Below are 22,995 nucleotides of genomic sequence, written 5' to 3' on the forward strand. Positions count from 1 at the left end.
GAGCGTTTTAAATATATGGAATAAATACTTTCGTTTAATAGATGAAAAAAACCAGGTGTGGCTCGTTGGCCACATCTGGTTTTTTTGAGTAACTATCAGATTTTCGCGCGCGTTGCTGTGAAACAACCTTATGAAACAAGAAAATTCGGGGCGTGCCAGGTACCCTTTTATTTTGCAAAGTATCTTGATTTTTCGGAGATAAAGTCAGCAATGATGACTAGGATGATATAGCAAATTAGAATTAAGGTTATTTCAGTGTAGTGGAAGAAACTCATACTGAGCTTGAATTGTTGTCCTAGCCCACCTGCACCAACAAATCCAACGACAATCGTCGTCCGCATGATGACTTCCCATCGATATAGAATGTAAGTGAGAAATTGCGGCAGAATCGAGGGGAGGACACCATATATCAGAATTTGCGCCCGTCCAGCACCAGCTGATGCAAGATTACGGATAGGACGTGAATCTGTATCCTCGATGACTTCCGCACACAATTTACCAAGAATCCCAAAGTTGTGTAAGGCAAGGGCAATCGCCCCGGGGAGAATCCCTGGTTTAAAAATAAAAATGACAATCATCGCCCACACGAGTTCAGGCACAGCTCTGCTGAAAATATAGAGTCCTCTAATTAGACCGAAAACGAACCAGCGATACCATTTCCGGGATAAAGTTAGCGTCCCATCTGCAACATTTCGAGCAGCGGGAATAACTGTCAGAAACATCACGATTGTTGAAAAGCCAATCGCCATAATACTCATTTGCAGCGTCTCAACGGTGAGTTTAAAAGCATCCGACCAACTAGCCCGATTCATAAATGCTACTTCATCTTCACCGATTCCGAGCATTCCCTTAAAAAACTTACTTGCATAGTGAAAATTATCCTTAGAGAATACGTCCAAGAGGTTTGCTTTTTCCACACCAATGATAAAATACCATGACGAAGCAATTAAAAGGATAGTTAGGTAGAATGAAAAGCTAACAAAACTCAATTTTCTTTTTCTCATTGCGCCATCCTCTTTCTAAGCGTACTGCTCCAAGCGTCAATTATGATGACCATAATAATCAAGAAGAACACAAAGGTCCAAACCTCATGGTAATTTAAATCATTAAGAGAGAGCTGAATTTGATAACCCAGTCCACCTAAACCAACGAAACTCATAATTGCAGATGACCTTACTGCGCACTCAAATCGGTACATGGTATAGCTGATTATGCTCATCTTCACACTTGGAAAATAACCATAAACAAGGCATTCCCATCTTGAAGCACCCGATGCAACGAGGGCGAGAATTGGCTCTTTTGGAACATCATTGATCATGTCAGCAAAAATCCTACCCAGGATTCCTCCATATGGAATGGCGAGGGCAAATACAGCTGCATAAGGTGATAACCCAAATGAAGCTACAAAAAGCCAGGCCCAGACAAGTTCATGGACGGCACGCATAAAACCTAGTAACCTACGAAACGTTCCTTTCATCACCGCTCGAGAACGTTCCCCAGACGCTAATACCCCAGATGCTAAAATACCGAATACAAGAGCAAGCACGATTGCTAAGCTCATCCCGGCAACCGCATAGGCAAGCGTTAACCAAGCTGATTCTAGAGCTAATGTAAGGATTTCTTTAGAAAAATCGGGTTGGAAAATCGCTGCAAATATTTCTAAGGCTGTACTTAAGCCTTTTGCATGAAACAAATTCGGCCCCCATTCCACTGCAAACAGGCTCCAAGTAAAAATCAATAGAAGGAATACTGTTAAAATCTTTCTTTTATGCAAATCAACAAAGAGCATCTTAATTCAGCTCCTTTAGCTGATAAAGCTCTTGAAGCTGTTTGTCCGTCACCTGGTCTGCTGGAAGATCGAAGAGAATCTGGCCGTTTTTTAGTGCAATTAACCTTGTAAAATATTTTTTTGCGTATTCCACGGAATGAAGGCTTGCTATGACTGTTTGATTTTCTTCTGATGCAAGTCTAGTTAGCATATCTAGAATATCTTCAGCCCTGGCTGGATCAAGAGAAGCCACAGGTTCGTCAGCTAATATGATTTCGGGTTTTTGCATCAAGAGCCTTGCTAGAGCAACACGCTGTTGTTCGCCCCCTGAAAGGGTAGAAGTGCGCTCATACAATTTGCCACATAGTCCAACACGTTCAAGAGCTCTAAATGCTTCTTGTTTTTCTTGTGGAACGAACAGAGAAAATAGAGATTTTAAGAAACTCCAATGGGCAAGCCGCCCAGCAAGCACGTTGTGGATCACAGCGAGTTGACCAACGAGATCAAATTGCTGACGAATAATCCCAATTTTTTTGGCTCTTACTTTTTGATTGGAATATTGCTGTAGCGGTTTACCATCAATCAACACTTTACCACCATCAGGTTGTAGAATTGCTCCAAGGATATTAAGCAGGGTAGTTTTCCCAGCGCCACTTGGGCCAATTAAGGCAATCAATTCTCCTTTTTCGACAACAAAAGAAAGGGAAGATAAGGCTATCTTCCGCTCATATTGTTTCATTATTTGATTGAGTTCAATTATTTTCTCTCTAGACACTTGGTGTCACCTACTTGATTATCTTAAGTTGTTTTGCAACCTTTTCAATTGCTTTATAGTTATCGTTACTTGCTTCAATAAATTTGTCTGTTTGAAGAAGGGTCATAACTTCATTATCCCCAGCCTTCATGGAAAGAATCGCATCTTTAATCTTAGTTTTGGTTTCTTTATCCATTTTGTTTACAGTCCAGTTATAGTCAAAGTACTCAGGTGTAGTATAGAAAACGTTAACCTTGTTAGTATCTACTTTTCCTTCTTTAACAGCTGCATCCCAAACAGAAATATTGAGAGCGCCTGTTTGGAAGGCACCAGATTCAACCAATTTGTATGTTTTATCGTGGGAACCAGAATAATTAGGAACTCCATCAAGGTCTTTCTCAGGATTAATTCCTGCTTCCGTCATGAAATAACGTGGCATCAAATGCCCAGAAGTAGAGCTTTCACTGCCAAAGGTGAATGTTTTCCCTTTTAATTCTTTTAATGATTTTATTTGTACATCACTATTTGCGATGAAAACTGATTTAAATTGCTGGTCGATTGGTCTTTGGGCGATAGCTTCAGCTTCAGGTACAAGATTTCTTGCTTGAACACCGGTAAGTCCGCCAAACCAAGCTAGTTGAATTTCTCCACGTTCAAAAGCAGTGACAAGGGCTGCATAATCAACAGATGGAACGAATTCCACCTCAAGACCAGTTTTTTCACCAAGGTCTTTCGCAAAATCATCCATACTACGGTTTAAATCAGCTGTATTTTGATCGGGAATCATACCAATTTTTATCTTTGTAATTTCCGCTTCGGCTTTGTCTTTGTTGTTTGTTGTTTGATCATTTTGTTTAGAATCAGAGCACGCTGTAATGAAAAAAATCATCATTATGCTAAACATAATAGTAAGTAGTTTCTTCAAGATGAACTCCCCTTAAAAATATTGTAGAACTTCATCATACATATTATTTTAGAATAATTCCAAACGATTAAATCGATAACAAATCCAATAACCTATCGATAAAATAGATACGTAGTCACAGAGCGTGTGAAACATACCCGTGAAACAAGAAAATTCGGGGCGTGACAGGCACCTTAGAGGCAGTAAAAAAGAGGTTCCTTAAAAGGAAACCTCTTAAAATATGATTATAGGATAGCGTCACAGTCGGTGATGGTAATGGACAATTCTTTTGAAAGGGCCAATTCATATGGGTTTTCCAATTCGTTTCCGGTTGAATCTTTAATCACACGCACCGTTGGACGGTCAGGGACGCTATAGAGATATTCAGTTACAACAGCCGTTTCTCCCGTACTTAAGGTGACAGTGACACCGACAGGGTATGTAGCAACAGCTTTTTGGAAGGCTTTGAGATAAAAAGGATCAAATTGAGTATAAGTTCCTGCATAAAGTATTTCCATCGCTTCATGTGGGAGCATTGCTTTTCGGTAAACTCTGTTAGAAGTTAACGCATCGAAAACATCAGCTATGGATAAATGACGAGCGTAAGTTGAGATTTCATTTCCTTTTAATCCTCTTGGATATCCAGTACCATCTAACTTCTCATGATGTTGATAAGCACAATTAGCAGATAAGGTATAAACGGACGGCTCATTACGGAGAATTTCCCAACCAAATTCCGTATGGGTCTTGATCACATCAAATTCTTCAGGTGTCAACCTTCCTGGTTTATTGAGAATATCTTTTGGAATGAGGATCTTTCCAATATCATGCAACATGGCACCCATACCGATGATATTTATTTCTCCTCTAGACAATTTTAGTTCCATTGCCATCGCTAAAGAATAAATGGTAACATTCGTACAATGAGTGTAAGTGTAATCATCATGAACGTATACATCAGTCAATAATTTGGAAACATTCTTTGAACGTTGTACTTCTTTTATTAAGCTATCGAGAACATTTTGTAATCTTTCAATGTTGAAATGCCGGATTTTCTTCCCATCACGTGTATTACCTTTTAATAACGCATCAAAGGTTTCTTTTATTCGTATATTTGCTTCTGCCCGAAGCTCTATTGGGATACCATCTTCAATTTCTAAATCATCGGTAAATTTATCACGTACATATAAAACCGATATATTTCTCCGTTTTAAACGATTGATCATCCCATCTGTCAGCGATACTCCTGCAGCAATAAGGACAATTCCACGATCTGTATAAATGGGTTTTCCAACAACCATCCCTGGGGAACAATTCCCGATCGAAACTAAACGCAATTTGACACCCTCTCTCAACAAAACAAATCTTTGTTGTGGTAAAAAGTAATTCAGATTGATAATCTATCAAAATACAAAACACCTTTCATAATATAATATCATGAAAGGTGTATCACATGATTATTTTTTAGTATATCAATAAAATATTAATTGTTTTTTTGAGATAGGTGATATTTTTGATAAAGGTTTCAATTCGAGAAAAAATTACTTCAGGACTTCTGTATTATTTTTTACATAGTCAGCTTCGCGTTTTTCTAAGAACGCAGTTATGCCTTCTTTACCCTCAGAACTGCTCGCTCTTTCTGCTATCATTAATGACTCCATTCCCATTTGCGATTCAAGCGTTTCCTGAAGAGAGTGGAGGAGAAGCTTTTTCGTTGCACCATAAGAATTCTTTGGACCATTTGCGAGTTTAGTAGCTAAATCAAGCGCAAATGGTTTAAGTTTCTCACTTGGCAATACATCATTCACGAGTCCCCATTCTTTAGCTTCCTTCGCGGCTAATGGGCGATTTGTATACAACAATTCAAGTGCACGTCGCATTCCGACAAGGCGTGGTAAGAAATAACTTCCGGAGCCATCAGGGGTTAACGCGATTTTGTTGTAAGCGGTAACAAATTTAGCCTCTTCTGCCGCATAAACAAGGTCACAAGCACAAGCCAAGCTCATTCCGCCACCGGCTGCAACGCCATTAACGGCTGCAATAATCGGTTTATTCATTCTAGCAAAAAGGGAAACAGCTTGGTGGAAATAGTTTGTTACAATTTTCAAATGAGCACCAACTTCATCACCATGACTTGCAAAACTTTTCAGATCGCCGCCAACTGAAAACTTATTTCCAGATCCAGTTAAAACGACCGCTCGAACATTCTCATTTTCAGAACAAAAAACGGCAGCTTTCATTAATTGCTTGGCCATTTGATAATCGAGTGAGTTACCAGCTTCTGGGCGGTTTAGTGTAATGATTCCGACATGATTTTCAACCGTAAGTTGTACAAAATTGTTTTCCATGATGTTGCCTCCTCAATAAGTGTCTAATAAAATCATTAAAAAAATCCAATCATTCGTTAGTTAAGTGATACTCATTGCTTACCAATCGAGACCCTATATGTGGTCCAACCACGGTTTAAACTTAAAAAATTACAAATCTTAGAACCTATGTATGAAAATAGTTTCTTTTTGTATTTTATCAGAAAATTACAAACTTTCAAACAAAATTTACACCTTATTTACTAGATTAGCTAATTCTACTAGACAAATTTTATTCAAAATTTTTAAAATTTTGATATAATAAATTTAAATAGATAAGTTAATCAATATTTACTGGGGTATTTTAAAAATAAAAATCGTATTTCCACTTAACACAGCAAGTCTTAGACATTAGAAAAAAGGGAAGCGCTAAATGATTTCTAAGAAAAAAGGGGAGACAGGAGCATGAATGTCAGTGGGTGGAAAAGATCCTATGTATCAAGGTTCTATAGTACTGATGATTTTTTAATTAGAGTGGCTAGTGATATCGAACAACAATTACAAGAATGGGACGAAAATTACCAAGTCTACATACTAAAACTTAAAAACTATAAATTGAATGTCAAAAATGGCGAACGTTATTACCATATGCAACTTGATGAGGAAGAGGTCGATTCTCTACAAAGAAAATCACCATTTTCGCTAGACGTAAAAATTTGGAAAGAATTAGAAAAAGAAGGTTTAATAATCCTCAAAGGCTACGGTGATTATTTGGATTCGATTCTATGAATATTAAAGTGAGCTGTTGAGGAGGGCGATATAATTTTTGCGGACATATAAGCTCTTATTTTATTAAAAAACCTTATTTTAATAACTTTGTGGACATGAGTGCTCTTATTTGGCTAAAAAGAATGCCAATTTGCATCTTTTCGCGCGAATAGCGAATCTGTTGTCCGCAAAAAATTATATATACACTAAAAAATGAAAATAACGGAATCAATGTCCTATAAAAGTTGGGTCATTTCTTAGTTTGTATGTTCGGGAGCGAATATTACCGCTTGCGACGCTAAGGATTTCTTCATTAACCAGATTTTGTAAAATGCGTCTAGCGTGACGGTCACTAATTTTTAGATGAGTAGCAATTTCACGAGGAGTAAATGGTCGAAGCAGCCTACGTCCAAATCGTAATACTTCTGCTTCGACCCATGATAATTGCGAAGGAGTATCGATTGAGGTTAATTTTCCAATAAAAGCAAGTATCAGTTGTTGACATTGTTTAGGTTCGTCTTTGATAGATAAATATGCAACAGTTATTATGGTCCAGCCATCCAGAGCCAATAATGACTGGCGCCAACATAAATCCTTAAAACGTCTTACATCAAGATCTCTCGCATGTGGTCCATATCCTTGAATTTCAATACACCCCTTTGAATCATCGGGCCTGTAGGCAAGATCTAGGTAACGATGACCATTGTTGAAGTCGCGGACTTCCCATTCAGGATATAAACCTTCAAAATTTCCGACAACCGGGAACCAAATCCTCCTAAGAAATTCAACCGTTCCGTGTCCTAAACCTCCTTCTAGTATTTCACGTCTTCTATGATTAGTTTCCTTTGAAATTTGCAATTGTAGCCATTCATCGTATTTTTGCTCAAATCTTCCTATCATACTACTTCAATCCTTTCTGATAATGAATTGTAAAAATTTGATAACCTGGAAAATAATTGTGATTGTATCTGGGAGGGAGTAATGTGTTTTTTATCGGACATATGTTCCTCTATTCAACACTTAAACAAAGCTTGATCGTGGTAAATGGACATTGAATCCTTTATTTAGCAATAATATGGTTGTTTTTCCTGATTTTATAGTAAATAGAGTCTTATATGTCCATAAAAATTGAAAATAGTGGATTTTGGAGAAAATAAGGAATCATTTGTCCGCACGGTATTGCAACTAAAATGGAGTAAGAGGGATGATTGTTTGTTAACAATCATTATATTCCACAAATAATATTGAATCCCTGCAATAAATTACATAAAGTGAGTACACTTTATTCGCCGCCACCCAAACACCTGGGTGTTTTTTTTGTTGTGTCCGGTTACCAATGTGGGAATACAAAAAAACCATGTCATATTTTCTGACATGTTCTCAGTATTTCGAAACGAAATGAATTAAGCTTGGGATAGAAAAGGATTAATATCCCAATTTTTGTTACAACATCCTACAAAAGGAGTTGAAAGGAGGAATCAAATAATGTCACCCATTACGAAATACAAAATCAATATTCAACGGTTAGCTTCCTCGATAGAGCGGCTTTCTCGATTTGGACTCAATCAACATAATGGATTAGATCGAACGACCTTTACAAAATCAGAATTAGAAGCACGTGATTGGTTAAAGGGTGAGCTTACAAAAATCAATCTAATGCTTAGAGTGGATGAAGCAGCAAACATTTGGGCAACAAGACAAGGAACAGAACCAGACTTTCCAGTCATTGTATTCGGTTCCCATATTGATACCGTTCCAAACGGGGGGAAATATGATGGAGCGCTTGGAGTATTGATGGCACTCGAAGTCATGAGGGTACTTGAGGAAAATCAAATTCCAACGAGGCATCCGTTTGAATTAGTATCATTTAGTGCCGAAGAGCCCAATCCATTTGGACTATCGACATTTGGCAGCAGAGCGACTACCGGAAAACTAAAAGCACAAAACCTCGTAGGTGTGAAAGACCCACAAGGAAATCTATTAACAGATGCTTTAAAAAGTGCAGGTGGAAATCCAGAAAAATTCGCGGAGGCTGTTCGACAAGCTGATGAAATAAGTGCCTATGTTGAGGTACATATAGAACAAGGGAAAAGATTATTAAATCGCTCGATTCCCGTTGGAGTTGTGACGTCGATTACGGGGATATATCGTGAAGAGATTACGGTTACGGGTGAAGCCAACCATGCCGGAACCACCTTAATGGAGGATCGAACAGATGCCCTCACGGCTTCATCAGAAATGATTCTCGCCTTAGAGGAAGTATGCAGATATTATCCAGAGCACGAAGTCGTCGGAACAATTGGTAAGCTCAACCTTCAACCGAATTCTCCGAATATCATTCCTGCTCAGGTTGATTTTACGCTAGAAATTCGCGGTAAGACGAACATTCAAATTAATGAAGTTCTATCCATGTGGCGTGAACGCGTTAAAAGGATAAAAGCCAGAAGAGCAGTAACTGTGAATCGAAAAATATTGCTGAATCAGGCTCCAGCTCCCATGGATGAGGAAATCATTGAGGTGATGTTGGAGCAAACAAAGCAATTAAACTATGAATCCATGTTGTTGGGAAGTATGGCAGGACATGATGCAACACATATGGCCTCGATTACTAAAAGTGGGATGTTGTTTGTTCCAAGTCTAGCTGGAAAAAGCCATTGCCCTGAGGAAGACAGTCGGAAGGAGGACATAGAAATTGTTGCCAATGTATTATTAAACACACTGCTAGCACTGGATAAGCGACTAGATGTGTAAAGATTTTTTGCTCTCATTAAATTACTGAATATTCTTATTTATATTAAAAGTTGTGTTAAAGCTTAGTGTTGATTTTTCGCAAGTTGATTGGAGTGGAAGGCACGAAGACTCCTGCAGGAGTAGCTGGTATGGGAGACCCCACAGGCGCGAATGCGCCGAGGAGGCTCCCAACTAGCCCTGCGGAAAGCGAAGTGCCTGGAGCGGAAATCAACATTCGTGTTTAACACAGCCATTTTTAAAAAATCAAAAAGAGGTGAAGGACCAATGTGTGGAATTGGAGGACTTATTTATAAAAATTCCGTTCATGAGAAAAAGACAGGTGAGATTGTGATCAAAATGCTTGAGGGGCTTTGTAGGAGGGGGCCAGATTCAACTGGCGTTGCACTTTTGCATCCAAAGACACAAAACCGCTTATACATTGACGTCAATTATGACAAGGGCGGAAATGGGAAAAAGGTAATTCACCTTTTATCAGAATTTTCCACGGTAGTCAGTTCAACCGATCACGGTAATTATGTTAGAGCCTTGATTAAGGATGTTAACGATGAAGAATTGTTAATCAACGCGATTAACAATTTAGATAAGGACATTTCCGTTGCAAGTATCGGTGAACAATTGGAGGTCTTAAAGTTTCTAGGGGGAGCTCAAAACTTGGAAACTCAATACAAGATTTCGCAATATGACGGTCAGGTGGCCATTGGTCATACAAGAATGGCAACAGAAAGTAAGGTTGATATTTCTCATTCACAGCCCTTGTGCTCCGTTAACGGGAAGGATTTAACCATCATCCACAATGGGCATATCACCAATTATATTAAACTGCGAAGCAAGTATGAAAAATTGGGTTATACCTTTATTACAGGTAATGACTCAGAAGTAATCGCGGTTTACTTAGTCGATCAAATAAAGGCTGGTTTAGATTTAAAAGCAGCAATGGAGAAATCGTTACAAGAGTTAGATGGGTCATTTAGTTATATCGCCATCACACCCGAGCAAGTTGGATTAGCCAAAGAGCCGTTCGGCATGAAACCGATGGTCATCGCTGAGACAGAAGACTTTGTCGCCTTCGCCTCGGAAAGCCAGGCGATTACGAGTGGATTTGGGAAAAATTTAAGTGTATACGAACCCGGTTCAGAGGAGGTTATAATATGGAATTTGTAAAAGAACAATTGGTCATCGATTGCAATGAAACATCCCCAGAAACGCTTAATGCGCAAATTAGGGATGCTGCTAAAAGGGGAATAAAGGAAGTCGTGATGAAGAATCCGTATGCCCGTCATAATCTAGGAGTTGGGATTACGGACCCGATTCATCTCATTTACGAAGGAGATGTCGGCTATTACGCCGCCAGCCTTTGCGATCATATCTCAGCCGAAGTTCACGGAAATGCCGGATGGGCGATTGGTGAGAATCTAATGAATGGGGAAATTATCGTCGAAGGAAACGCAGCATCCTCAACAGCAGCTTCGATGCGTGGCGGGTCAGTGGTTATAAAAGGGAGCTCTGGTGCCCGAACCGGAATTGGCCTTAAGGGTGGAACGCTCATAGTCGGCGGAAATGTCGGATATATGACAGGCTTTATGATGCAAAAAGGAAGAATGATTATTTGTGGTAATGCCGGTAAAGCCCTAGGTGATTCCATGTATGATGGGACCATTTATGTCGCCGGTGATATTGCAGAACTAGGAAACGGAACCAAAATGGTTGACTTACCAAAAGAGGAGTATGAGGAGATTAAAAGTTTACTTGAAAGTTATGGAATCGATGCTCCGAAAGCCTTCAAAAAAATTGTTTGTAACGGAATGCTTCATAATTTTAATAAAAAGGAGTTTGGCGTATGGAAAACAATATTATAAGAAAAAGCAAAGTGTGGAGTCCTGAGAAAATTGAAGAAATTCAGGAAAAAGCTGAGCTTGGCCGCTATCGGATTAGGGGACAAGCAACGAAACGATTAGATTTACCATCTTTTGATGATTTAGTGTTTACACCTGCCGGCTTATCGCGTGTTGCGCTTGAAGGTTATCGTGAAAAATGTGATACAAAAGTTGTGATTGGCGAAGGAAGAGTGAAACGACCGCTTGTTCTTGAAACGCCGATAATGGTTGCGGGGATGAGCTTTGGGGCGATTAATTCCAATGCAAAAAAAGCACTTGGTATGGCGGCGACGCGCTGTGGAATCAGTACTTGTACGGGTGACGGCGGTATGCATCCGGTTGAACGCGAAGCTTCAGAGAAATTGGTTTATCAGTTACTACCAAGTCGCTACGGGTTGAATCCATATGATTTAAAACGTGCCGATGCAGTTGAAATCGTCGTCAGTCAAGGAGCAAAACCTGGTACAGGGGGAACTTTACTTGGGCAAAAAGTATCAGAAGAAGTGGCGAAGATGCGTGATTTACCAGTAGGTGTTGACCAACGAAGCCCATGTCGTCATCCAGATTGGATGGGTCCAGATGATTTAGGGGTGAAAATTGACCAAATCCGAATGGCAACGAATTATGAAGTACCGATTTTTATCAAGATTGGCGCAGGCCGAGTCTATGATGATACGAAACTAGCAGCAAAAGCTGGTGCTGACGCCATTGTCATTGATGGGATGGAAGGTGGGACGGCTGCCTCACCGGAAATTCAGTTAGATCATACCGGCATTCCAACTGTCGCCGCTGTCGTCGAAGCCGCTGAAGCATTGCAAGAAATTGGTATGAAGGATCAAATTAAGCTGATCATTGGTGGAGGAATTAGCAATGGTGCGGATGCAGCTAAAGCGATCGCGCTTGGTGCTGACGTTGTTTACATTGGAACAGCGATGCTGATTGCCTTAAATTGCAATAAGTCCTTATATGTAGAGGACTATAAAGCACTTGGTACAGTTCCTTCCGCTTGTCACCATTGTCATACCGGTAAATGTCCAGTGGGGATCGCCACACAGGACCCAGACCTCATGAGTCGGCTTGATCCATTCGAAGCGGCCGACCGAGTCGAAAACTACATCAACTCGATTACGATGGAGCTGCAAATCTTTGCCCGTTCTTGCGGAAAAAGTAAAGTAGGTGACTTAGACCCAACCGATTTGCGTTCACTCACGATGAATACATCGATGATTACAGGGATTCCGATTGTTGGAATGGGAACGCGCAAACCATATTGGGCCAATTATCATACTTCAACAGAGGTCAAAGAGCTTTTGAAAAAATAAATACAAAGATGAGGTGTTAATAAATGAACGGAGTAATCACTAGTAACACACTGCTGTTAGAAGACATTCAAAAAAAGATGGAAGCGGAAAATGTCCAATTTTTATTAGCATCTTTTTCGGATATGAACGGAACATCAAGAGCAAAGCTCGTTCCCGCCAAGCGCTTATCCTCTGTTTGTGAAAGTGGAGCCGGTTTTGCCGGCTTTGCTGTCGGGGACCTTGGCCATGGACCATGTGATCCTGACATTCTATGTATTCCCGATTTACGTTCAATGACGATTTTACCTTGGCAAAAGGATTTGGCCTGGTTTGCTGGCACGTTAACAGAGGATGGGACACCGTGGTCCTACTGTACAAGAACGATTTTATTAAATGTAATGGAGAAAGCAAAAAAGTTAGGGTATGAGATGAAAACGGGTGTCGAGCCTGAATTCTTCTTATTAAGTGAAGACGGACAGGGTGGAATTTCACCATCTGACGCTTTTGATGTCGCCAAGAAGCCTTGCTATAATCAGCAGGCTCTGATGAGAAACTACGATTTCTTATCTACCTTAATCAACCATATGGATGAATTAAACTGGAATGTGGCCCAAGCAGATCACGAGGATGCAAATGGACAGTTTGAGATTAATTTTGAGTTTGCCGACGTACTTACTTCCGCAGATCGGTTAACCTTTTTCAAATATATGGTTCGCAGTATGGCCGAGGAGCGAAATTTAGTCGCAACTTTTATGCCAAAACCATTTTCCCATTTAACAGGTAATGGCTGTCACATGCATTTAAGCCTGTGGAATGACGGTAAAAACTTGTTTAAAGATGAAAAGGATTTAAGGGGAAATGAGCTATCGGAAACTGGTTATTATTTTATCGGCGGATTATTAAAACATGCCCGCGCTTTGTCGGCAATCGTTTGTCCAACCGTCAACTCCTATAAAAGATTGACGGCAATGTCGACCAGTTCAGGTCAAACATGGGCACCGAACCGGATTTCTTATGGTGGTAATAATCGAACACAGCTCGTGCGAATACCCGGGGCAGGAAGAATCGAATTCCGAGCGATGGATAATAATGCAAATCCTTATTTAGCGGCAGCGGCGATTCTAGCAGCCGGATTTGATGGAATCGAAAACAAGGTAGATCCAGACATAATAATATCTGAATATTCGGAAATAAAACAAATGTTAGGGATTCAAGTGAACTCACTTCCTACAACGCTACAAGAAGCTATTAGTGAATTAGAGCAAGATACTGTGCTGATTGATTCGTTAGGTTCTGATTTTATCGAAACCTATATTAAAAGAAAAAAAGAGGAATGGGCTGAGTATCATGATTTTATCAGTGCTTGGGAAATCGAAAAATATCTAAAAGAGACAAACTAAAGAGGGTGGATGTAATGGGGAAAAAGTACGATGTCATCGTGTTAGGTGGCGGTACAATGGGGAGTGCTGCTGCCTATTACTTAGCAAAAGAAGGCAAACAGGTTCTCGTGATTGATCAATATTCGATTCCAAATACTTACGGTAGTCACCATGGACATACACGGATGTTTCGCCTCGGCAATGGCAATGGGGCACAATATGTACCGCTTGGAAAAGAATCACTTCGTTTATGGAAAGAGCTTGAGGAAATAAGCGGGAAAGTTCTGTTTCAACAAGTCGGAGCTTTAACGGTTGGACATGAAAACTCCGAGTTTGTGACAGAAGCGATAAAGAGCTCGAGGAACAATGGTCTCGCTTACGAGGCAATGAATGCGAATATGATCAGGGAGCGTTGGCCGGGGATTCAGATTCCCGATGACTATTTCGGCTGCTTCGACCCAGAAGCAGGATTTCTTTTTAGCGAGGAATGTATCCAAACCTATAAAGAAGAAGCAATGAAGCTTGGGGCAGACGTGATTGAAAATCAAGCAGTCGTAGAGATCAATTTGAAAGATGAGGGGGTCACGGTATTTACAGCGAGTGCTGATTATAGTGCTGCGAAACTTGTGGTCACAGCTGGGGCTTGGATTCCTAAACTGCTTCAATCACTTGAGCTTCCAATAAAACCACTCCGTAAAACGATTGGTTGGTTTAAGCCAACTGTTGAAAAATTGTATGGTGAAGATTTTCCGTGCTTTATCTTTGATACCGATACGATTGGCCATTACTATGGCTTTCCAGATTTTGATGGTGGTGGCGTAAAGTTAGGTCGTATGGATTTGGGATATGATTGTGATCCTGATACCGTTAACCGCGAATTTGGCGCCTATGCGGATGATGAAGGGGATATTCGCAACTTTTTGGAACAATTCCTACCGGGAGCAGCGGGTGAACTTGTCAAAGGGGCAGCTAGTATGTTTGCGATGACACCTGATGAGGATTTTATCGTTGATATCCATCCAGACTATAAAAATGTTTGTATTGCCGGCGGTTTTTCCGGACACGGGTATAAATTTGCCAGTGTAATTGGCAAGATTTTAACCGAGTTATCCAGTGAAGGTAAAACGCAGTATGATATCTCATTCTTGCGATTACAGCGTTTTTCTAAGGTAGAGAAAGTATAAAGGGAGAGATGATTTCATGAACCGTTTATTTAATCTGCGAACACTGCTATTCAGTGCAATTGTATTATTATTCTTGATTATTCCTTCAAACGCCTTAGCGGCGGGAAAAGAAGCTGTTATCGATACTGGAGATACATCTTGGATGTTAGTGGCTACCGCCATAGTTATTTTCATGCATGTCCCAGGGCTCGCATTGTTTTACGGGGGATTAGTTAGTGAACGTAACGTAGTTTCGACGATGATGCATAGCTTTGTCAGTTTGTTAGTGGTAACTGTTGTCTGGGTATTGTGGGGCTATAGTTTAAGCTTTGGAACTGATATTGGTAGTTTAATTGGTGGGCTTAATTACTTAGGCTTCAATAATGTTGGTGCTGAAGCGTTTGGGACGATTCCTCATTATGTTTTTGCGATTTTCCAAGGAGCATTTGCAGCGATCACAGTTGCAATTATTTCAGGTGGTATTGCCGGAAGAATAGCCTTTCCAGCCTGGATTTTATTCTCGGTATTATGGGTGACTTTCATTTATGCACCAATGGCCCATTGGGTTTGGGGCGGCGGTTGGTTATTCAAGCTGGGAGAATTAGATTTCGCCGGAGGCACCGTGGTTCACATTCTCTCAGGTGTTAGTGCACTTACGGCTGCGATTGTGATTGGACCAAGATTTGAGCATTTGAGAAAAGAACATGTTCCTCACAATATTGTTCTATTTTTAATCGGTGCCGCAACGCTCTGGTTTGGTTGGTTTGGCTTTAATGCGGGCAGTGCCCTTACCTCAGGCGGGTTAACAGCGCTTGTTTTTGCAAATACACAAGTAGCTGCTGCAGCAGGTGGATTGGGTTGGTTAATCATTGAGTGGTCCATTCGTAAAAGACCAACGTTAGTAGGAGCTGCAACAGGTGCGATTGCTGGTTTAGTGGGGATTACTCCTGCTGCAGGATTTGTAACGGTTCCTTCCGCATTAATTATTGGTTTGGTATCGGCGCCAGTCAGCTATTTCGGAATCCATTTTATCAAATCGCGCTTTAGATATGATGACACATTAGATGCGTTTGGGGTACATGGTATTGCAGGGATTTGGGGAGCGATTGCGACTGGATTATTTGCGACGAAATCGGTGAACCCTGCCGGGAATAATGGTTTGTTTTACGGAAATCCTGAACAAGTTCTGCACCAATTAATCGGGGTAGGTACCGCTGTAATTTTAGCAACAGTCGGAACTTTCATCATCTTAAAGGTGATCGGTTTATTCACGCAGCTAAGAGTGAGTAAAGAAGAAGAGTTAATGGGCTTGGATTTAAGTTTCCATGAAGAACCTGCATATTCAACCGTAAACAACATAGCTATTAAAACAGATAAAGTATCTTCTTAAAATTTATAGCTGATGCAGTTCCTAAGTCTCGTGGCTTAGGAACTCAGCTCCTTGTTTAAGGCATCTTGAAGGAGGAAAAAAATGAAGCTTACAGCACGTGAACAGGAAAAACTGATGATTGTCATCGCATCTGATTTGGCAAGGAGGCGGCAACGGCGCGGATTGAAGTTGAATTATCCTGAGGCGATCGCGATTATTACATACGAAGTGATGGAAGGAGCCCGGGATGGAAAAACCGTTCCCGAGTTAATGCAATATGGTCAGCAAATTCTATCTCGTGAGGATGTCATGGAAGGCATTCCTGAAATGATCCATGACATTCAAGTCGAAGCTACCTTCCCCGATGGGACGAAACTGGTAACGGTCCACAATCCGATTCATTAAAATTACGAGAGTTTTTGGGGAATAGGAGGAGGGTAACGATGATACCGGGGGAGTACAGGCTAAAACAAGAACCGATTATCTGTAATGCTGGAAAGAAACCGATTAAAATAGCCGTTTTGAATAAAGGAGACCGGCCTGTTCAAGTAGGATCACATTTTCATTTTTATGAGACTAATCGTCTGTTGATTTTTGACAGGGAAAAGGCGTTTGGGCGACGGTTAAATATTCCTGCCGGGACGGCTGTGAGGTTTGAACCAGGAGACGAAAAGCTTGTGGAGTTGATTCCTTTAAGTGGCGAACGGAAGGTCTATGGTTTAAATAATCTGACTAATTCTGGACTGGATAGATTAGGAGGAAATCGAATTGAGCTTTAAAATGTCGCGTCGACAATATGCCGACATGTTTGGTCCGACAGTTGGAGATCAAGTGAGGCTCGGCGATACAGAGCTCTTTGTAGAAGTTGAAAAGGACCACACCACTTATGGTGATGAAGTGAAATTTGGCGGAGGGAAAGTCATTCGTGACGGGATGGGGCAGCATCCTTTAGCGACTAGAAAGGACGTTGTCGATCTGGTTATTACCAATGCGTTAATTGTGGACTATACCGGAATTTATAAAGCCGATATTGGGATTAAGGATGGATTGATTGCGGCGATCGGAAAAGCAGGCAATCCATTGATCATGGACCATGTTGACATCATCATTGGAGCGTCAACAGAAGTAGTGGCCGGCGAAGGAATGATTGTGACGGCAGGAGGAATCGATGCTCATATTCATTTTATTAGCCCGCAACAGATTCAAACTGCGATTGAATCAGGAATTACAACGATGATCGGTGGTGGTACAGGGCCTGCCACAGGTACAAATGCGACCACTTGTACGCCGGGTGAATGGAATCTTGCGCAAATGCTAAAAAGTGCCGAAGAATTTCCAATGAATCTTGGTTTTTTAGGAAAAGGAAATGCTTCCAGTGAAGCTGCGCTAATCGAGCAAATTGAAGCTGGAGCGATTGGCCTAAAGCTCCATGAAGATTGGGGAACAACATCATCCAATATTGATCAGGCGTTGCGGGTTGCAGATCAATACGATGTTCAAGTGGCGATCCATACAGATACGCTGAATGAAGGCGGGTTTGTCGAGGACACGCTCCGGGCGATTAATGGACGTGTCATTCACACCTATCACACGGAAGGGGCAGGCGGCGGACATGCACCCGATATTATTAAAGCCGCTTCGCACCCGAATATTCTGCCATCCTCCACTAATCCAACTAGACCTTATACCGTCAATACCATCGCCGAGCATTTAGATATGCTGATGGTTTGCCACCATTTAGACCCATCAGTGCCAGAGGACTTAGCTTTTGCTGATTCAAGGATTCGTAAGGAAACGATTGCTGCTGAGGATATTCTTCATGATTTAGGCGTGTTTAGCATGATTAGCTCTGATTCACAAGCGATGGGAAGAGTTGGCGAGGTCATCATCCGAACTTGGCAAACCGCTGATAAAATGAAACGCCAACGTGGTGAACTGGTGAAGGGTGAGGAAAATGATAATGCTCGGGTGAAAAGGTATATCGCGAAATATACGATGAACCCGGCGATTACTCATGGGGTTTCTGAATACGTTGGTTCGATAGAAGTGGGAAAGTTTGCCGACCTTGTTTTATGGAATCCCGCCTTTTTTGGCGCAAAGCCTGAGATGGTTATGAAAGGAGGCATGATTGCTTGGAGCGTAATGGGCGACCCGAACGCTTCGATTCCAACCCCACAACCGAGTATTTACCGCCCGATGTTCGCAAGCTTCGGAAAAGCAAAATACACAACTTCTATTACGTTTATCTCCAAGGCTGCTTTCGAGATTGGCGTTCATGAAAAGCTTGGCTTGCAAAAGAAAATCTGTACGGTTGGTAATGTTCGCAGTCTTTCTAAGCAAGATATGGTTCTGAATGGGGAGACACCAAATATTGAGGTGGACCCTGAAACTTATGAAGTGAAAGTGAATGGAGAATTGATTACGTGTGAACCTGATAAAAAAGTAGCTTTAGCGCAACGATACTTTTTATTTTGAGGTGAAGAAGATGATGATTGAAAGAGTGATAGGAAACGTACGCGAAACAGTTAATTTGCCTCGTCATATTGAACGTGTTTATTTAAGAAGTGAACTGCTCTTGAAGAGAATTCAACGAGTCAGAACCGATCATGGAAATGAGCTTGGAATCCGTTTGAAAAATGGTGTGGAGCTCCGAGACGGCGATATTTTATATCAGGATGAGAAAAACGCGATTGTGATTAGTGTATTAGAAGATGAAGTGATTGCGATTAAACCGACAACACTAAAGCAAATGGGGGAAATCGGCCACATGTTAGGTAATCGCCACTTGCCTGCGCAGTTTACTGATGAGGAGATGGTTGTTCAATACGATTATTTAGTCGAAAAATTACTGCAAGAGCTTGACGTTCCCTATGTTTGTGAGAAGCGAAAACTAGCTCAAGCCTTTAAGCATATCGGACATTCTCATGGATAATGTTGTTTTTCAAATCATGCAGATTTGCGATTCGAATTTTCCGACAGGTGCCTTTTCCCATTCTTTTGGACTTGAAACCTATATCCAAGAAGGAAAAATCAAGAATAAACAAAGCTTCAAATATGCATTACAGCAATATATGGCTAGTCAGTTTATTTTTACCGATGGATTGGCCTGTCGCTTAAGTTATGAAGCTATTAAAAGTGGAAATGAACAACGATTATGGGAGATTGACCAATCATTATTTGCTCTTTGTGGCAGCAGGGAAACGCGCGAAGGGAATCAACGGATTGGACGGCAATTTATCAAAGTGATGAATGAACTTTATCCGAACGATTTGCTAAGGAACTATGAGGCAAAAATTAAAGCTAAAGAATTATCTGGACATTCTTCACTTGTGTTTGCGATTGGAATGGAACCACTAGGGATTGATGTGTGCACAATCCTTTCTTGCTATCTTTACTCGACTGTCTCAACGCTGATCCAAAATGGAGTAAGAGGCATTCCGCTCGGGCAAACGGATGGACAAAGGATTCTCCGTGAGCTACAAAGCTTTATTCTGCAGCAGGTTGAGAATACTTTGCGAGCATCTGAGGATGACTTCGGTGGCAGCGTACTTGGATTAGAAATTGCGCAAATGCGGCATGAACAGCTGTCAGTTCGGCTTTTTTCATCATAAAAGAAAGAAGGGGTGTGTGGGAAATTGGCTGAACCGATCAAAATTGGGGTTGGCGGGCCTGTTGGGGCAGGAAAAACCCTGTTATTGGATAAATTAACCCGAGAACTGATGGCTGACTTTGAGTTAGCGGTCATTACGAACGATATTTATACGAAAGAGGATGCATTATTCTTAATCAAAAATGGAGCGTTGCCTGCGGACCGCATCATTGGGGTTGAAACGGGTGGTTGCCCTCATACCGCAATCCGTGAAGATGCATCGATGAACTTCGCTGCTATTGATGAATTAAATGAGCTGCACCCTGGGCTCGACTTAATTTTTATCGAAAGCGGCGGTGATAACTTAGCTGCTACCTTTTCACCAGAGCTTGTTGATTTTTCCATCTATATTATCGATGTGGCGCAAGGCGAGAAAATCCCGCGTAAGGGCGGTCAAGGCATGATAAAGTCAGATTTATTTATTATCAACAAAACTGATCTAGCACCCTATGTGGGAGCTGACCTTGAGGTAATGAAGCGAGATACACTCGTTACACGCGGTGAAAAACCTTTCTATTTTACCAATTTAAAAAGCGGTTCAGGTGTTGCGGATGTAGTCGAGTGGATTAGAAGGGAAGCCTTTTTATTGGGACTTGAGTCATGAGCTACACCGGATATTTGTCATTAGAAGTTGAAAGGAAGTTAAACAAATCCGTCATAACAAACAGCTTCTTTGATGGTGTTTTGAAAATCACACGGCCCGTCTATGTTTCTGAAAATCTCCCTTTACTGACGCTCATCCATGTGGGGGGAGGGTTTGTTGATGGTGACTCTTATTTGACCGAAGTAAGGCTTCTTGAATCCGCCTCACTGGCTTTAACAACTCAAGCATCCACGAAAGTATACAAATCTCCCCGTTTCGGCGCAACGCAAACGATGAATTTTGTCTTGAAAGAAGGGAGTTCCCTGCATGTCCGTCAAGATAGCTTAATTTTATATAAAAATGCTCGATTTTTTCAAAATACGAATGTTTATATGAGTTCTTCGGCGACGTTTTCCTACATGGATATCATCACGCCTGGCTGGTCAGAAGATGGCAAGCTGTTTCAATACGAAAAAATTTCGTCCAGGCTGAAGGTCTTTGTCGAAGGTCGGTTGGCTGTATTTGATCATTTGCTGTTGCAACCATCTCTGGAGTTGGAAGGTTTGATGTATTTAGAGGGATATACCCATATTGGAACGATGTTTTTCGTGAACGAAAGGGTTAATGCAGCATTCGTTGATGCGTTGAGAGATGAGTTATTGCAATGGTCGGATGAGGCTAGAATTGGAATAAGCTTGCTTAGTATTAACGGGTTCACGATGAGAATATTGGCAAATAGCACCGATTGTATTGAAGCGATCTTTTCAGATTGTGAGAGCTTTATATTTCGAGAGTTGTTGGAGCGGGAGAGGGTTGAGTGGAGGAAATAGGGGTGCGAGGTGCGAGGTGTTGCATTGGAACGGGGCGCATCGCATCGAGTTGCACAGCACAGAACGTCGCGGACATCTGTTCCGCTATTTTCGCAATTATTGTTGTTTTAAGCTTCTATCGGACAATAGATGCTCTATTTGCTGAAAAGTTGTCAGGATTCGGTGGTTTTTAATTAAATAAGGTATTCTATGTCCAATAGAGTCAAGCAAAATAGCAAATTTATCAAAATAAGGTCATCCATGTCCGTAAAATATGGTGGACACACTAAGGGGGAACTCAACGTTTAAGAGTTCCCCCATCAATCGTCATATAAATAAAATATTCTACACATCATAGATACGGAATTGAATAGCTGATATTAGAAGTTTGTGAAACATCATAGTGAAACAAGAAAATTCGGGCGGTGACAGGTACCTATAAGTGGTAGAATTAGGTAGAAGTTTTATAATTGGAATTTTGGTACTAGAATCCTAGTTTGAAGCGAGGTTTTATTGATGAGAGTAATCGATTTAACGCATATGATATCAGAAAAAATGCCTGTTTATCCGGGCGATGACACTCCAAAATTGGAAGCAACTTGTACATATGACGAAGATGGTTTTAAGGGAACGCTATTAACTTTATTTTCCCATACAGGTACACATATGGATGCTCCTTCACATATTTTTGCAGATAGATCCAGTCTAGACGCTTTTCCGGTGGAACAATTCATTGGCAAGGGATTGGTGATTAATTGTAGTGATTTAGTAGAGGGAGAAAAAATCACGATGCGATATATTGATGCGGTTAAAGAAATCGCAGATAAGGCTGAATTCATTTTGTTCCATACAGGTTGGGATCAGCACTGGGGGTCAGATACGTATTTTGGGGAGTATCCCACCATAACCGAGGAAGTTGCTGAGTATTTAATACGCAGTAATAAAAAAGGTGTCGGTTTGGATGTTATGGGAATAGACTCCATAGACGATGAAAGTCTAACCATTCACTGCAAGCTTTTTGAAGAAACAGATATCGTAGTCATTGAGAATCTAACAAGATTAGGGGAGATTGGAACGGAGCTATTTACTTTCTGTGCATTTCCGCTTAAATACGAGAACGCTGACGGGGCACCTGTACGGGCAGTTGCTATTTTGGGGGAATGAAAGTTATGAGGAAATTACTGTCTATATTTTTGCCGGGTTTAATTATTTTTGCATTTATATGGGTAGATTCAAGGGTTCCTAACAGTAAATATATTATATTGGGAATATATTTGTTATTCCCTATCGTATTTATTGTTCAAGGATATATTTATCTTTTTCGGCAAGAAGACTCCATCTGATTTGTGTTACAGGCGAAGCCCAACAATTCAGGTGGAGATGAATTGCCGTCAGCCGCTAGGCTGAAATCTTATGTTTGGTTTGCATAATTATCCCACTGTTACGAGAGCGAATGTTCGCATGTTATTTGTGCTAGCGATATAATTAATCGTAGATGGGAAGTGTATTGATATAATAACAAAGTTAGATAATAATAATCATTCAGTGTTCTTACTCTACTATCACTTGGTTTTCGTCATTAAGTATCGCAGAAAAGTAGTAAACGATGAGATTTCA

24 protein-coding genes are annotated in these 22,995 nt (G+C 40.9%); 17 read left to right on the plus strand and 7 right to left on the minus strand.

Going from position 1 to position 22,995, the window contains the following annotated elements; genetic code table 11:
• Positions 1–167: 167 nt before the first annotated feature.
• The 6 genes from HHO41_RS15850 to HHO41_RS15875 all read right to left on the minus strand — a co-directional run bounded on the left by HHO41_RS15850 (position 168) and on the right by HHO41_RS15875 (position 5,774).
• Entirely contained in the window at positions 168–1,004 is an 837-nt protein-coding gene (locus tag HHO41_RS15850; RefSeq protein WP_169100389.1) for a PhnE/PtxC family ABC transporter permease, read from the minus strand.
• The gene (locus HHO41_RS15855; RefSeq protein WP_169100391.1) at positions 1,001–1,789 is read right to left on the minus strand and encodes a PhnE/PtxC family ABC transporter permease; all 789 of its coding nucleotides are present in this window, start codon (positions 1,787–1,789) and stop codon (positions 1,001–1,003) included. Before HHO41_RS15855 ends, HHO41_RS15850 begins: the two co-directional genes overlap by 4 nt.
• Before the next feature lies 1 nt (position 1,790).
• Positions 1,791–2,543 carry a phosphonate ABC transporter ATP-binding protein gene (gene phnC, locus HHO41_RS15860; protein WP_169100393.1) on the minus strand — a complete coding sequence of 251 codons (753 nt, stop codon included), beginning with the start codon at positions 2,541–2,543 and terminating at the stop codon, positions 1,791–1,793.
• A gap of 10 nt (positions 2,544–2,553) precedes the next feature.
• Positions 2,554–3,447: a putative selenate ABC transporter substrate-binding protein gene (locus HHO41_RS15865; RefSeq protein WP_169100395.1), complete on the minus strand. Its 894-nt coding sequence runs from the start codon at positions 3,445–3,447 to the stop codon at positions 2,554–2,556.
• A 224-nt stretch (positions 3,448–3,671) separates the two neighbouring features.
• Positions 3,672–4,763, minus strand: coding sequence for an HD-GYP domain-containing protein (locus HHO41_RS15870; RefSeq protein WP_169100397.1), 1,092 nt, complete (start codon positions 4,761–4,763; stop codon positions 3,672–3,674).
• A gap of 204 nt (positions 4,764–4,967) precedes the next feature.
• On the minus strand, positions 4,968–5,774 hold the full coding sequence (locus HHO41_RS15875) for an enoyl-CoA hydratase/isomerase family protein (RefSeq protein WP_169100399.1): 807 nt from the start codon (positions 5,772–5,774) through the stop codon (positions 4,968–4,970).
• 423 nt (positions 5,775–6,197) lie between these two features.
• Here HHO41_RS15875 and HHO41_RS15880 point away from each other — a divergent pair, with 423 nt between their 5' ends.
• The gene (locus tag HHO41_RS15880) at positions 6,198–6,521 is read left to right on the plus strand and encodes a hypothetical protein (RefSeq protein WP_169100401.1); all 324 of its coding nucleotides are present in this window, start codon (positions 6,198–6,200) and stop codon (positions 6,519–6,521) included.
• A 207-nt stretch (positions 6,522–6,728) separates the two neighbouring features.
• Here HHO41_RS15880 and HHO41_RS15885 read toward each other — a convergent pair whose 3' ends face one another.
• Entirely contained in the window at positions 6,729–7,397 is a 669-nt protein-coding gene (locus HHO41_RS15885) for a transcriptional regulator (protein WP_169100448.1), read from the minus strand.
• A gap of 588 nt (positions 7,398–7,985) precedes the next feature.
• Between HHO41_RS15885 and HHO41_RS15890 the strand changes: the two genes are divergently transcribed.
• The 16 genes from HHO41_RS15890 to HHO41_RS15970 all read left to right on the plus strand — a co-directional run.
• Entirely contained in the window at positions 7,986–9,251 is a 1,266-nt protein-coding gene (locus HHO41_RS15890; protein ID WP_169100403.1) for a Zn-dependent hydrolase, read from the plus strand.
• Between the two features lie 264 nt (positions 9,252–9,515).
• The gene (locus tag HHO41_RS15900) at positions 9,516–10,412 is read left to right on the plus strand and encodes a class II glutamine amidotransferase domain-containing protein (protein ID WP_169100405.1); all 897 of its coding nucleotides are present in this window, start codon (positions 9,516–9,518) and stop codon (positions 10,410–10,412) included.
• Positions 10,400–11,107, plus strand: coding sequence for a GltB/FmdC/FwdC-like GXGXG domain-containing protein (locus tag HHO41_RS15905; RefSeq protein ID WP_169100407.1), 708 nt, complete (start codon positions 10,400–10,402; stop codon positions 11,105–11,107). The genes HHO41_RS15900 and HHO41_RS15905 overlap by 13 nt, the downstream gene beginning before the upstream one ends.
• Positions 11,089–12,447 carry an FMN-binding glutamate synthase family protein gene (locus tag HHO41_RS15910; RefSeq protein ID WP_169100409.1) on the plus strand — a complete coding sequence of 453 codons (1,359 nt, stop codon included), beginning with the start codon at positions 11,089–11,091 and terminating at the stop codon, positions 12,445–12,447. Before HHO41_RS15905 ends, HHO41_RS15910 begins: the two co-directional genes overlap by 19 nt.
• A 23-nt stretch (positions 12,448–12,470) precedes the next feature.
• Complete coding sequence (gene glnT, locus HHO41_RS15915; RefSeq protein ID WP_169100411.1) at positions 12,471–13,826, plus strand: type III glutamate--ammonia ligase; 1,356 nt, start codon at positions 12,471–12,473, stop codon at positions 13,824–13,826.
• Positions 13,827–13,840: 14 nt separating this feature from the next.
• Positions 13,841–14,989, plus strand: coding sequence for an N-methyl-L-tryptophan oxidase (solA, locus tag HHO41_RS15920; protein ID WP_169100413.1), 1,149 nt, complete (start codon positions 13,841–13,843; stop codon positions 14,987–14,989).
• Positions 14,990–15,107: 118 nt separating this feature from the next.
• On the plus strand, positions 15,108–16,358 hold the full coding sequence (locus HHO41_RS15925; protein WP_348981297.1) for an ammonium transporter: 1,251 nt from the start codon (positions 15,108–15,110) through the stop codon (positions 16,356–16,358).
• 81 nt (positions 16,359–16,439) lie between these two features.
• Positions 16,440–16,742 (plus strand): urease subunit gamma, encoded by a 303-nt coding sequence (locus HHO41_RS15930; protein WP_169100417.1) that lies wholly within the window; start codon positions 16,440–16,442, stop codon positions 16,740–16,742.
• Positions 16,743–16,780: 38 nt separating this feature from the next.
• The gene (locus HHO41_RS15935; RefSeq protein ID WP_169100419.1) at positions 16,781–17,116 is read left to right on the plus strand and encodes an urease subunit beta; all 336 of its coding nucleotides are present in this window, start codon (positions 16,781–16,783) and stop codon (positions 17,114–17,116) included.
• Positions 17,106–18,812 carry an urease subunit alpha gene (gene ureC, locus HHO41_RS15940; protein WP_169100421.1) on the plus strand — a complete coding sequence of 569 codons (1,707 nt, stop codon included), beginning with the start codon at positions 17,106–17,108 and terminating at the stop codon, positions 18,810–18,812. Before HHO41_RS15935 ends, ureC begins: the two co-directional genes overlap by 11 nt.
• 10 nt (positions 18,813–18,822) lie before the next feature.
• Positions 18,823–19,269, plus strand: coding sequence for an urease accessory protein UreE (locus HHO41_RS15945; protein ID WP_169100424.1), 447 nt, complete (start codon positions 18,823–18,825; stop codon positions 19,267–19,269).
• On the plus strand, positions 19,262–19,948 hold the full coding sequence (locus tag HHO41_RS15950; protein WP_169100426.1) for an urease accessory protein UreF: 687 nt from the start codon (positions 19,262–19,264) through the stop codon (positions 19,946–19,948). Before HHO41_RS15945 ends, HHO41_RS15950 begins: the two co-directional genes overlap by 8 nt.
• Positions 19,949–19,972: 24 nt before the next feature.
• On the plus strand, positions 19,973–20,590 hold the full coding sequence (gene ureG / locus HHO41_RS15955; protein ID WP_169100428.1) for an urease accessory protein UreG: 618 nt from the start codon (positions 19,973–19,975) through the stop codon (positions 20,588–20,590).
• Complete coding sequence (locus HHO41_RS15960; RefSeq protein WP_169100430.1) at positions 20,587–21,399, plus strand: urease accessory protein UreD; 813 nt, start codon at positions 20,587–20,589, stop codon at positions 21,397–21,399. Before ureG ends, HHO41_RS15960 begins: the two co-directional genes overlap by 4 nt.
• A gap of 495 nt (positions 21,400–21,894) precedes the next feature.
• The gene (locus tag HHO41_RS15965) at positions 21,895–22,542 is read left to right on the plus strand and encodes a cyclase family protein (RefSeq protein ID WP_169100432.1); all 648 of its coding nucleotides are present in this window, start codon (positions 21,895–21,897) and stop codon (positions 22,540–22,542) included.
• A gap of 348 nt (positions 22,543–22,890) precedes the next feature.
• On the plus strand, positions 22,891–22,995 hold a 105-nt coding region (locus tag HHO41_RS15970; protein WP_348981298.1), incomplete at its 3' end, for a transposase.

Source organism: Bacillus sp. DNRA2, assembly GCF_012843265.1.
Lineage (GTDB): Bacteria > Bacillota > Bacilli > Bacillales > Cytobacillaceae > Bacillus_BU.